The sequence below is a fragment of the Lentzea sp. CA-135723 genome (genome assembly GCF_050936595.1).
In the GTDB taxonomy this organism is placed as follows: domain Bacteria; phylum Actinomycetota; class Actinomycetes; order Mycobacteriales; family Pseudonocardiaceae; genus Lentzea.
Map to the genome: position 1 here is coordinate 6,793,777 of NZ_JBNJMK010000001.1, position 12,670 is coordinate 6,806,446.

7 protein-coding genes are annotated in these 12,670 nt (G+C 68.9%); 2 read left to right on the forward strand and 5 right to left on the reverse strand.

What is annotated here, in order from left to right; all coding sequences use genetic code 11:
* The first annotated feature begins 29 nt into the window (after nt 1–29).
* Nucleotides 30–911, forward strand: coding sequence for a hypothetical protein (locus ACQEU1_RS31890; RefSeq protein ID WP_433209728.1), 882 nt, complete (start codon nt 30–32; stop codon nt 909–911).
* Between the two features lie 130 nt (nt 912–1,041).
* On the opposite strand, the gene ACQEU1_RS31895 is transcribed toward ACQEU1_RS31890, so the two are convergent.
* A complete protein-coding gene (locus ACQEU1_RS31895; protein WP_433209730.1) occupies nt 1,042–2,214 on the reverse strand; it encodes a S8 family peptidase in 1,173 nt (390 codons plus the stop codon).
* 262 nt (nt 2,215–2,476) lie between these two features.
* Between ACQEU1_RS31895 and ACQEU1_RS31900 the strand changes: the two genes are divergently transcribed.
* Nucleotides 2,477–3,469, forward strand: a complete 993-nt coding sequence (locus ACQEU1_RS31900) for an aldo/keto reductase (protein ID WP_433209732.1) — start codon at nt 2,477–2,479, stop codon at nt 3,467–3,469.
* Nucleotides 3,470–3,585: 116 nt separating this feature from the next.
* Here the strand turns inward: ACQEU1_RS31900 and ACQEU1_RS31905 are convergent, their stop codons facing one another.
* The 4 genes from ACQEU1_RS31905 to ACQEU1_RS31920 all read right to left on the reverse strand — a co-directional run bounded on the left by ACQEU1_RS31905 (nt 3,586) and on the right by ACQEU1_RS31920 (nt 12,647).
* Nucleotides 3,586–3,765, reverse strand: a complete 180-nt coding sequence (locus tag ACQEU1_RS31905; protein ID WP_285643817.1) for a DUF6104 family protein — start codon at nt 3,763–3,765, stop codon at nt 3,586–3,588.
* Between the two features lie 85 nt (nt 3,766–3,850).
* The gene (locus tag ACQEU1_RS31910) at nt 3,851–7,546 is read right to left on the reverse strand and encodes a multifunctional oxoglutarate decarboxylase/oxoglutarate dehydrogenase thiamine pyrophosphate-binding subunit/dihydrolipoyllysine-residue succinyltransferase subunit (protein ID WP_433209734.1); all 3,696 of its coding nucleotides are present in this window, start codon (nt 7,544–7,546) and stop codon (nt 3,851–3,853) included.
* Nucleotides 7,547–7,874: 328 nt separating this feature from the next.
* A complete protein-coding gene (locus tag ACQEU1_RS31915; protein WP_433209736.1) occupies nt 7,875–8,792 on the reverse strand; it encodes a hypothetical protein in 918 nt (305 codons plus the stop codon).
* Between the two features lie 90 nt (nt 8,793–8,882).
* Nucleotides 8,883–12,647, reverse strand: a complete 3,765-nt coding sequence (locus tag ACQEU1_RS31920; protein WP_433209738.1) for an ABC transporter ATP-binding protein — start codon at nt 12,645–12,647, stop codon at nt 8,883–8,885.
* Between the last annotated feature and the right edge of the window lie 23 nt (nt 12,648–12,670).

The following is a 12,670-nucleotide window of genomic DNA, read 5'->3' on the forward strand; positions in this document are numbered from 1 at the left end:
CGGAAGGTGCGGGGCCGTACGGTGTCCCCGTGGTGGATTTCGCGGAGGCCCTGACGAAAGCCGTCGACAACAGCGGCCTCAGCCTCGAACGCATCCAGCACCACCTGGCGGCGCGGGGCATGCAGGTCAGCATCTCGACGCTGAGCTACTGGCGGCGCGGCCGAAGCCGTCCGGAACGCCCGGAGTCGCTCAAGGTCGTCGCGGCGCTCGAGGAGCTGCTCGACCTCGGTGAGGGCTTCCTGACCGACCGGCTGGGCGACAAGCGGCCACGCGGGCGTTGGGTGGACCAATCGCTGTCCTTGGAGGACATGTGGGACTCGCGGGCCACCGACCTCGGTGAGGTCATGTCGCGGATCGAACGGCTGCAGCCGACCGCGAACACTTACCTGAGCGTGCAGGACCGGCTGCTCGTCGGACAGGATCGCCGGGAGGTCTCGACCCACGTCACAGGCGTGGTCCAAGCCCTGGAGGACGGGGTCGACCGGTTCCTCGCGATCCAGCTGGCCGACGCCACGGACCTCGGCGTGCCGTCGATCGAGGCGGGACCGCCGTGCCGGCTCGGGAGGGTGCGCGGGGAGGACTCGACCGGGTTCCTCGTCGCGGAGGTCCTGTTCGACCGGATGCTGCGCGCGGGGGAGACGGCGCTCATCGACTACACGGTCCGGATGAGACCCGGCGCCCAGAGCGAGGTGTGCGACCGGCGGTTCCTCAGGCCCGTCAACGACTACACGCTGCAGATCGACTTCCACCCGGACGCGGTGCCGGCGCGGTGCTTCCAGTTCGCCCGGCCGTCGTTGCACGAGCCGGAGACGGCGCTGAACGACCTGTGGATCGGGACGACGGCGTCGACGCACATCCACGTGCGGAACTCGAAGCCCGGAATCTACGGAGTGCGGTGGGAGTGGGAGTAGCCGCTACTCCCACTCCCACCGCAAGCGCCCCCAGTCGAAACGATGCGCTTGGCCGAGCCGCATTCGGCCGTGGCATCGAGGGCGCCCAGGATGGCCGTCGCCGCTGCAGGGTGGCGGCGACGGCAGGTTCCTAGACCTTCAGGAGCAGGTTCGGCGAACCCGTCCTGATGTCGGTCAGCTTGTTCGGCGTGGCCGCGCCGACCAGGGCGTTGCGCACCTGGGCGGGCGTCGCGGACGGGTTGGCGCTCAGGTAGAGCGCGGCCGCGCCGGCGACGTGCGGGGACGCCATCGACGTGCCGCCCATGGACCGCGTGCCGGTGTCGTTGCTGTGCGAGGCGGAGACGATGTCGCTGCCCGGTGCCCAGATGTCGAGGCACTTGCCCCAGTTCGACGAGCCGGCGGACCAGATCGACCGCTTGTCGGCGCGGTCGGAGGCACCCACGGTGATCGCCTCCGGCGTGCGGGCCGGGGTGAAGTTGCAGGAGTCCTGGCCGCTGTTGCCGCCCGCGAGCACGTAGGTGAAGCCCGCGCTGATCGAACGCTTGACGGCGTTCTCCAGCGAGGCGTTCGTGCCGCTGCCACCGAGGCTCATGTTGACGACGGCGGGCTTCTTGCCGTTGGCCGTCACCCAGTCGATGCCGCGGATGATGGTGTCCCAGGGACCGCTGCCGTTGCAGTCGAGCACCCGGACGCCGACCAGCTTCGCCTTCTTCGCGACGCCGTACGTCTTGCCGCCGACCGTGCCGGCGACGTGCGTGCCGTGGCCCTGGCAGTCCTGCGCCGTTGCGTCGTTGTCGATGAAGTCGTAACCGTCCGTTGCCCGGCCCTCGAATTCGGAATGCGTTTTCCTGATTCCGGTGTCGAGAACGTACGCGTTCACGTTCGACGCGGTGTTCGGGTAGGTGTACGAGTTGCTCAGCGGCAGGTTCGCCTGGTCGATCCTGTCAAGGCCCCAGACCGGGTTCGACTGGGTGGCCTGGATGGTGGCGACCGTGTTGCGCTCGACGAATTCGACGTCGGGGTCGGCCGCGAGCCGGCGAGCCTGCCGGTCGGACATTCCGGTGACCGAGAACCCGTTCAGCGCGGCGCTGTAGATGTACTTGAGATTGCCCTGGTAGCGGGACACCAACGCGCTGGCAGGGGTGCGCGCTCCGTCCTTCAGCACCACGATGTAGCTGCCCTCGACCGCCTGCGTGCCCGAACCGGGCAGAACCGCTTCCTCGGCGATAGCGGTGGGCGTCCACATCGCCGTGGAAGCGATGCCCAATGCCGCCGCGATGGCGACATGACGCCGAAGTGCCATGGGGTTCCTCCTGGCAGGGAATGAACTGGGGAACACCAAGAAACTAACGCGAGCTGTGCGCCGGATAACAGGTTCGAAACTTCTGTTCTCAATACTGTCAAAACTGTGGCGACACCGTTTTCGGGCACGCGCTGTGCTTGCGTCACCCGGATTCGATCACGGCCAGTAGCAATTGCTCGTGTCGGAATTCGCTGGTGCGGGCGGGCCGACCTGGAGCAACTCCACGTGGCGACAGCCCTGCGCGAGGGGCAGGGTGGAGACCATGGAGTACACGAACCTCGGCCGCAGCGGCCTGTCCGTCTCCCGCCTGTGCCTCGGCACGATGAACTTCGGTCCCGAGACGACCGAGGACGACAGCCACGCGATCATGGACCGCGCCCACGAGCACGGCCTGAACTTCTTCGACACGGCCAACGTCTACGGCTGGAAGCAGGGCGAGGGCGTCACCGAGAACATCATCGGCCGCTGGTTCGCCAAGGGCGGCACCCGCCGCGAGCGGACCGTCATCGCCACCAAGCTCTACGGCAGCATGGGCACCTGGCCGAACGAGACCAAGCTGTCGGCCCTGAACATCCGCCGCGCCGCAGACGCGTCGTTGAAGCGCATGCAGACCGACTACATCGACCTCTACCAGATGCACCACGTGGACCGCGAAACGCCGTGGGACGAGATCTGGGAGGCCTTCTCCGTCCTGCGCCAGCAGGGCAAGGTCATCTACTTCGGCTCCTCGAACTTCGCCGGCTGGCACATCGCCCAGGCCGCAGAGGCCGCCCGCACCCGAGGCTTCCTCGGGCTGGTGTCCGAGCAGTCCATCTACAACCTGATGACCCGCTGGGCCGAACTGGAGGTCCTGCCGGCCGCCCGCCACTACGGCCTCGGCGTCATCCCGTGGTCGCCGTTGCACGGCGGTCTGCTGGGCGGCGTGCTGCGCAAGCAGCGCGAGGGCGGGGTCTCCCGTTCCGCCTCCGGTCGGTCGGCGGACGCGTTGGAGAAGAGCCGCGACCAGATCGAGGCCTACGAGAAGCTCTGCGCCGAGATCGGCGAGGACCCGGCCAACGTCGGCCTGGCGTGGCTGCTGCACCAGGAGGGCGTGACGGCGCCGATCATCGGGCCGCGCACGATCGAGCAGCTCGACAACTCGTTGCGTGCGGCGGAGTTGAAGCTGGACGCGGAGGTCCTGGCGAAGCTGGACGAGCTGTTCCCGGCACCGGGGCCGAACGGCTCGAAGCCGGCACCGGAGGCCTACGCCTGGTGACGCCGTAGCCGAGGAGACGGCCGTCAGCACGTCGTTGCATCACCGACGAGCTGACGGCCACGGCACGAGCGTCGGCGTGCTCAAAACGTTGAGGAAAGCCAAAAGCTCGTGACGGCTCAGTCTTCGAAGTCGTCGTCGTCGCGCGCGAGGAACGTCGCGAAGCGTTCGATCGGCGTCTCGAACTCGGGGTTGGCGTCGACGAACTCGCGCAGCTTGTCGGCCAGCCACGCGAAGGAGACCTCCTCCTCGCCGCGCCGCTTCTCGAGCTCTTCGATGCCGCGATCGGTGTGGTACATGCCAGAAACTCCTGTGGGGGCTTGAGAAGACGAACCGCCGGACCCCTGCTGAGGAATCCGGCGGCTCGTGTCGTTCAGTGCGTGTTTACTCGAACGCGCGGGTGATGATCTCGCGCTGTTCGACCTCGTGCACCTTGCTCGAACCGGCCGACGGGGCGGCCATCGGGCGGCGCGACACGCGGCGGACGGTGCCCAGGTGCTCGGGGAGCAGCTCCGGCAGGGCCAGGCCGTAGAACGGCCACGCGCCCTGGTTAGCCGGCTCCTCCTGCACCCAGCGGACGTCCTTCGCGTTCGGGTAGCGCTCCAGCGTCTCGGTCAGCTTGCGGGCCGGGACGGGGTAGAGCTGCTCGACGCGCACGATCGCCACGTCGCCGCCGCCGCGCTTCTCGCGCTCGGCGTGCAGCTCGTAGGAGATCTTGCCGCTGCACAGCAGGACCTTCGTGACCGCGTTCGGGTCCTTGATGGTCGGGTCGTCCATCACCGAGTGGAAGCGGTCGTTGATGAACTCGTCCGTTCCGCTGACGGCGGCCTTGAGGCGCAGCATCGACTTCGGCGTGAACACGATCAACGGCCGGTCGACGCCGTCGAGGGCGTGGCGACGCAGCAGGTGGAAGTAGTTCGCCGGGGTCGACGGCACCGCGACGGTCATGGAGCCCTCGGCGCACAGCTGGAGCCAGCGCTCGATGCGGCCCGACGTGTGGTCGGGGCCCTGGCCCTCGTGGCCGTGCGGCAGCAGGATCACGACGTCGGAACGCTGACCCCACTTGGCCTCACCGGACGAGATGAACTCGTCGATGATCGGCTGCGCGCCGTTGACGAAGTCACCGAACTGCGCCTCCCACAGGACCAGTGCCTGCGGGTTCGCGACCGAGTAGCCGTACTCGAAGCCGACCGCCGCGAACTCCGACAGCACCGAGTCGTAGACCATGAACTTGCCCTGGTCGGACGACAGGTGCTGCAGCGGCGTGTACTCGTCGCCGGTCTTGCGGTCGATCAGGGTCGCGTGGCGCTGCACGAACGTGCCGCGGCGCGAGTCCTGGCCGGCCAAGCGGATGTTGCGGCCCTCGATCGCCAGCGAGCCGAAGGCGAGCAGCTCGGCGAACGCCCAGTCGATGCCGCCCTCGCGCGCCATCTTGGCGCGGCGGTCGAGCACCGGCTTGACGCGCGCGTGCGGCGTGAAGCCCTCCGGCAGGTTCACGTGCGAGTCCGCGATGTGCTCCAGCACCTCACGGCTGATGTGCGTGGGCAGCTTCGCCGGGATCTGCTGCTCGGCCTCCACCGACGGGCTGACCGTCACCGGGTGCTTCTCGAGCTCGCGGACCTCGTTGAAGACGTGCTCCAGCTGGCTGGAGAAGTCCTGCAGCGCCTTCTCGGCCTCTTCGACCGTGATGTCGCCGCGGCCGATCAGGGACTCGGTGTAGGTCTTGCGCACCGAGCGCTTCTGGTCGATCACGTCGTACATCGCTGGCTGCGTCATCGAGGGGTCGTCGCCCTCGTTGTGGCCGCGGCGGCGGTAGCAGACCATGTCGATGACGACGTCCTTGGCGAACGCCTGGCGGTACTCGACGGCGAGCTTCGCGACCCAGTAGCAGGCCTCGGGGTCGTCGCCGTTCACGTGGAAGACCGGCGAGCCGATCATCTTCGCGACGTCGGTCGAGTACTTCGAGGACCGCGAGTTCTCCGGCGCGGTGGTGAAGCCGACCTGGTTGTTCACGACGATGTGCACGGTGCCACCGGTGCGGTAGCCGCGCACGAGCGCCAGGTTCAGCGTCTCGGCGACAACGCCCTGGCCCGCGAACGCCGCGTCACCGTGCAGGGCGACCGGCAGGACGGGGAAGAAGTCGCCGCCCTTGTCGAGCAGGTCCTGCTTGGCGCGGACGATGCCCTCGAGGACCGGGTCGACGGCTTCGAGGTGCGACGGGTTCGCCGTCAGCGACACCTTGGTCTCGCCGTCGCCGAACATCCGGAAGTACTTGCCCTCGGCACCGAGGTGGTACTTCACGTCGCCGGAGCCGTGCGCCTGGCCGGGGTCGAGGTTGCCCTCGAACTCGCGGAAGATCTGCGAGATCGGCTTGCCGACGATGTTCGCGAGCACGTTCAGGCGGCCGCGGTGCGGCATGCCGATGACGACCTCGTCGAGCTCGTGCTCGGCGGCCTTGTCGAGCACCGCGTCGAGCAGCGGGATGACGGTCTCGCCGCCCTCCAGCGAGAAGCGCTTCTGGCCGACGTACTTCGTCTGCAGGAACGTCTCGAAGGCCTCAGCGGCGTTCAGCTTGCTGAGGATGTACTTCTGCACGGTGGCCGGCGGCTTCTCGTGCGGAACCTCGACGCGTTCCTGGATCCACTGGCGCTCTTCCGGCTCCAGGATGTGCATGTACTCGACGCCGACGGTGCGGCAGTACGAGTTGCGCAGCACGCCCAGGATGTCGCGGAGCTTCATCCGCTCCTTGCCGGCGAAGCCGCCGACCGGGAACTCGCGGTCGAGGTCCCACAGCGTCAGGCCGTGGCTGAGCACGTCCAGGTCGGCGTGGGAGCGCTGGCGGTAGTTCAGCGGGTCCGTGTCGGCCATCAGGTGGCCGCGGGTGCGGAACGCGTCGATCAGCTCGATGACGCGGGCCGTCTTGTCGACGGCGCCCTCTGGGATGTCGGCGACCCAGCGGATCGGCTCGTACGGCAGCCGCAGCGACGCGAAGATGTCGTCGTAGAAGCCGTCTTCGCCCAGCAGCAGCTGGTGCACGCGCTTGAGGAACTCGCCCGACTCCGCGCCTTGGATGATGCGGTGGTCGTACGTGGAGGTCAGCGTGATGATCTTGCTGACGCCCATGTCCGTGAGCGCCTGCTCGCTGGTGCCCTGGAAGTGCGCGGGGTACTCCATCGCGCCGACGCCGATGATCGCGCCCTGACCGGCCTGCAGGCGCGGCACCGAGTGGTTGGTGCCGATCGTGCCCGGGTTGGTCAGCGAGATCGTGGTGCCGGAGAAGTCGTCCGCGGTGAGCGACCCGGCGCGGGCCTTGCGGATCAGGTCCTCGTAGGCCTGCCAGAACTGCGTGAACGTCATGTTCTCGCAGCCCTTGACCGACGCGACGACCAGCGTGCGGCTGCCGTCCTTGCCGGGCAGGTCGATCGCCAGGCCGAAGTTCACGTGCTCCGGCGTGACGACGAACGGCTTGCCGTCCACCTCGGCGTAGTGGCGGTTCATGTTCGGGTACGCCTGCAGCGCCCGGACGACCGCGTAGCCGATGACGTGGGTGAAGGAGACCTTCCCGCCACGCGTCCGCTTCAGGTGGTTGTTGATGACGATGCGGTTGTCGGCCAGCAGCTTGGCGGGCACGGCGCGCACGCTGGTCGCGGTCGGAACGGTGAGCGACAGCTCCATGTTCTTCGCGATCGCGGCGGAGGCGCCGCGCAGCTGCTTCTGCTCGGGCTGCGCGCTCGGCTTCACCGGGGCAGCCTTCGCGGCCTGCTGCGGCGCGGGCTTGCCGGTCGACGGCAACGTGGCCGCCGGCTTCGGCTGCGGCGCGGCAGCGGGCTTGGGTGCGGCGGCGGGCGCGGGCTTGCCGTTGTCGGCAGCCGGCGGCGTCACGGTCGCGGTCGTGGTGGCCGAGGAGCCACCCGCGCTGGCCGTGGCGGCACTGCCGTTGCCGCCCGCACGCTTGTAGTCGGCAAAGAAGTCATGCCATGCCGGGTCTACGGATGACGGGTCCGCGAGGAACTGCTCGTACATCTCCTCGACGAGCCACTCGTTCGGCCCGAATTGTGACGCAGGACTGCTGCTGGACACGGCTGGCGCTCGCCTCTATCCATCTCGCTCTTGGTGATGACTCATGCGGTAGTCAGGTTAGTCCCCCCGACACAGGCCTTCACACGCTGGAGGCACCTGGCAAGGAGTGCTCTGTCACAGGATCGATCAGGACGGGCCCGTCGTCACCCGGTGTTGAGCAATTCTTGATGTGCGTCTCACTACGTCGCCTCCCTTTCGGGTAATGCTCGTTGAGCTGTTGGACGGGCATACGCACCCAGTGCACTGATCAGTTCACGATAGGTACAACGCCGTCGCCCTGCGGATTGATCTTGGACGCACCGGTCCGTTCACGTGGGCAGCGCCTGGTTCACGCCAGTGAACTGCGCAGGGAGGTGGTCATCGCCTCGACGAAGCGGGTGCGGACGGCGTCGGTGGTGCGGTCCAGCGACAGGTACGGGTTGAGGTCTTCCAGCTCGACCAGGAGCAGGTCACCGGACCGCGTGCGGCAGGCGTCGACGCGTTGGACGCCGTGGGGCAGGTCGTTCCAGGCGATGAACTTCTCGGCGAATTCCAGGTCGTCGCCGGACGGGCTGTAGAGGGTCAGTTCCCATCGCTGTGCGGGGTCGGGTGCGTGCAGGGCGTACTGGAAGTCCCGGTCCACGAAGTAGAACGACACCTCGTAGCGGAAATCGATCTTGGGCTGGATGAGCGTGTCGCCGGGGATTCTCCCGACGCCTCCCGGGATTTGTGCCGTGTCTCCTGACGGTTGCCCGGCGGTTTCTCGGTCGCTGAGAAGAGTTTCGCGGTTCTCCAGGCTTTCTCTGGTGTGGAACTCCAGGCCGTGGGAGTCCGCCCCCGCTTTCGGCTTGGTCACGTACGTGGCCCGCTCGGGGTCGGTGCCGTCGAGGGTCAGGCGGTCGAGGTTCGCCAGGTCGTCGATCGTGGGGATCACCGGGTAGCCCTCGGTGGTCAGGTCGATCATGTACTGCTTGCCGGCCATGTCCGCCTTGCCCGTGAGCGGGTTGTAGACGCGTTGGCCGGTGGCGATGGCTTGGGATCGGAACGCCTCGTAGGCGGCCGGGTAGTCGATGACCGGGCCGCTGTTCCTCACCACGACCGCGTCGTAGCCGGGCATGAGGGCGGCGGCGTCTTCCGGGTGGGTGATGGCCACGTCGAAGTGCTGTCTCAGGTTCGAGGTCAGGTAGATGTCCTCGTCGCAGTAGCGGCGGCCCTTCGCCGGGTAGGCGAGGTTGGAGACGTAGAGGATGGAGGGGCGGGTCGGCATTTTCGGCTCCTTGGGGCGCTGACTTGTGCGGTCGCCTTGCGCTGGGCTCGGCCGTGCCATCGCGGTGCTCGCGCTCGGTCGCCGTGCGGCTCAGCTGCTCCCGCGCTCGTCCGCATCCGCGGTGGTCGGGGTGTCGCCGTGGCGCCACAGGCGGGCGTAGGTCCCGTTGGCCGTCAAGAGTTCGGCGTGGGTGCCTTGCTCGATGATCCGGCCGTCGGCCAGCACCAGGATTCGGTCCGCTTTCGCCGCTGTGGCCAGGCGGTGGGCCACCACGAAGGTGGTTCTCGGGCCCGTCAGGTGGTCGCTGGCCGCCAGCACCGCTGATTCGGTGGCCGGGTCGAGGGCTGCTGTCGCCTCGTCCAGCAGGAGCAGGTCCGGGTTCACCAGTTCCGCCCTGGCCAGGGCGACCAGCTGGCGCTGGCCCGCGGAGAGGTGGTTGCCTCGTTCGCCTGCCTCGTGGCGGAAACCGTTCTGGAGCGTGGCGACCATGTTCAGGGCGCCCACCGATTCGGTGGCCTGCTGGATTTCTTCCTGCGTCGCTGTTGGGCGGCCGTAGGCGATGTTGGTGGCTATGTCGCCGCCGAAGAGGTGGGCTTCCTGGGGGACCACGCCCAGGCGTTGGCGGTAGGTCGAGAGGTCGTAGGTCCTGATGTCCTTGCCGTCCACCAGGACCGCGCCTTCGGTGGCGTCGTAGAAGCGGGCGATCAGCTTCACCAGGGTGGACTTGCCCGCGCCCGTCTCGCCCACCAGGGCAATGGTCTCGCCTGCGGGGACGTGCAGGGTGATGTCTTTCAGGGCCGGGGTTTCCGCCCCTGTGTAGGTGAAGCTCACGTTGTCGAGCTCCACCTCGCCCTTGAGGTGCGAGGGAACGGGGATCGGGTTCGCCGGCGGTTCCACCGTGGTCGGGGTGCGCAGCAGTTCGCCGATTCTGCGCAGGCCCACCCTCGCCTGCTGGTAGCCGTCGAAGACGCCGGAGAGTTGCTGGATCGGGCTGAAGAACAGGCCCAGGTACAGCAGGAACGCCAGCAGCACGCCCGGGGTGAGGCTGCCCGTCGCCACCCGGTGGGCGCCCACGGCCAGCACCACGGCTTGGGCGACGCCGGAGAGCATTGCCACGAAAGGGAAGTAGGTGGCGATGTAGCGCTGGGCCCGCAGCCGGGAGCGGCGGTAGGCGTCGCTGCGTTCGGCGAAGGCTTCCGCCGAGCGGCGTTCCCTGGTGTAGGCCTGGGAGGTGCGCAGGCCCGAAACGTTCTCCTGCAGGTCGGCGTTCACCGCGCTCACGCGCTCCCTGGCTTCCGCGTAGGCGGTGGAGGAGAGGCGCTGGAAGACGATCGTGGCCACGGCCAGGACCGGCAGCACCGCCAGGGCTATCAGCGCCAGGGACGCGTCGGTGACGACCAGGGCCGCGGTGATGCCGACGACCGTGATCAGGCTGATCACCGCTGTCACGAGGCCTGTCTGCAGGAACGTGGAGAGGGCGTCCACGTCCGTGGTCATCCTCGTCATGATCCGGCCGGCCATCTCGCGCTCGTAGTAGTCGAGGCCGAGGCGTTGGAGGTGGGCGTAGCTGCGGACCCTGAGCAGGTAGAGGAGGCGTTCGCCCAGGCGGGCCGCGTAGATCGTGCTGCCCGCCGTGGTCAGCCAGCCGATCGCCACCAGGCCGACGCCCAGGGTCACGGCCAGCCAGACCACGGACGCGGTGTTGCCGACGACGCCGCCGTCGATGCCCAGGCGGACCAGGGACGGCATGCCCATGCCCACCAGGGCGTCCAGGACCACCAGGGCCGCCACTCCCGCCAGGGCCCAGCGGACCGGGTTCAGCAGGCGGGCCAGCCGGAACGCCGGGTCTGGCGCTCTGGGGTCCTCGCCGTGCAGGACCGGCGTCTCGGTGGCCGGGGGGAGCTTGCGGACCTGCGCCAGGAGTTCCGGGGTGGGCGGGCCGCCCGCCAGGGCGGCCATGCCGGCACCGGGGCCACCCGCGCCGCCTCCGGCTCGGCGGCTGGACGCCGCTGGGGTCGAGGTCTTGGCCTCGGCTATCAGGAGTTCGTCGCGGTCGGCCTGGGTGATCGTCGGCCAGAGGGTGCCGGTCCTGGCGGGCGCGGTGGACTCGATCGCCTCGCCAGGGCCTGCCAGCAGGTCGCGGTAGAGGGCGCAGCGGGCGGTCAGTTCGGCGTGGGTGCCGATGTCGATCACCCGGCCCGCGTCGAGCACCGCGATCCGGTCGGCGAGGGACAGGGTGGATCGGCGGTGGGCCACCAGGAGGGTGGTCCGGTTCGCCGTCACCGAGGCCAGTGTCGCGTGGATCGCCGCCTCGGTGGCGTTGTCGACGGCCGAGGTGGCGTCGTCCAGCACGAGGATCCGCGGGTCGGACAGCAGGGCTCTGGCCAGCGCCACCCGCTGGCGCTGGCCGCCGGACAGGGTCAGGCCCCGTTCGCCCACGACCGTGTCGTAGCCGAGGGGGAGGGCCTCGATGAAGTCGTGGGCCTCCGCCGCCTTCGCGGCTCGTTCGACCTCGGCCCTGGAGGCGTCGGGGCTGCCGTAGGCGATGTTGGAGAACACCGTGTCGGAGAAGAGGAATGCCTCTTCGAACACCACGCCGATCGAGCCGCGCAGCGACTCCAAGGTCAGCGTCCGCACGTCCGCGCCGCCGACCGTGACCGCGCCCGCGTGCACGTCGTAGAAGCGCGGGAGGAGCAGCGAGACCGTCGACTTGCCGGAACCCGCCGTGCCGACCAGGGCCAGGGTCTCGCCCGGCGCGACGGAGATCGAGAAGTCCTGCAGGACCGGCTCGCTCCGCGCGTAGCCGAAGGTCACGCCGGAGAACGAGACGCCCAGCGGGCCCGGCGGGACCTCTGCCGGGCCGTCCTTCACGTCCGGCTGCGAGTCGATCAGCTCGTAGACCCGCTCCACGCCCGCCCTCGCGAGCTGCGCGGACACCATCAGGCTCGACAGCAGGCGGGTCGGGCCCACCAGGTTGGCCACGTAGGTCGTGAAGGCGAGGAACGTGCCCAGCGTGACCTGGCCGTGCAGCGCCAGCCAGCCGCCCAGGCCCAGCACCGCCACCTGGCCCAGCAGGGGGAGCGCGGTCACGGTCGCCAGCGGTTTGGACGACAGGCGGGCGGCACGCATGCGTTCCGCGAACAGGGACTTGGCGTGCTTCTCGAGCCGCGCGACCTCGCGGGCCTCCTGGCCGAAGCCCTTCACCACGCGGACGCCGGTGACGGTCTCCTCGACGTGCTGCGCGAGGTCCGCGGCCCGCTGCTGCGCCGACCAGGTGGCGGGGAACAACGTCAGCCGGGTGCGGCCCGCGAGCCACGCCACCAGCGGCAGCACGATCACGGCGATGATCGTCAGCGGGATCGACAGGTAGATCATCGCCGCCAGCGCGGCCACCGCGAACACCACCGTGCCCACGGCCAGCGGAGCCATCATCAGCAACGACTGCACCAGCTGCAGGTCGGTGATCGAGCGCGACACGATCTGGCCGGTGCGCATCTCGTCCTGCTTCGCGCCGTCCAGCCGCTGCACCGAGGAGAACACCCCGAGGCGCAGGTCGTGCTGCACGCTCAACGCCAGCCGGCCTCCCAGATAACGGCGCAGGAACGCGGAGCCGAACGTCAGCAGCTCCAGCACGATCAACGCCACCATCAACGGCCACAGCCGATCGGTGCGGCCGCCCGTCGAGTCGTCGATCGCCGTCTTGAGCAGCAACGGACCTGCCGCCTGAAGCCCCACGCCGACGACCGCGGCGAGCACCGACAGCACCACCAGCCGGGGGTGCTGCCAGCACGCGGCGGCAAGTCGGCGGATCCAGCCCTTCGTCACGGAACCCACAGTACGGTCGGGGTCCGACATAAAATTGTGATGTCAGAAACCGC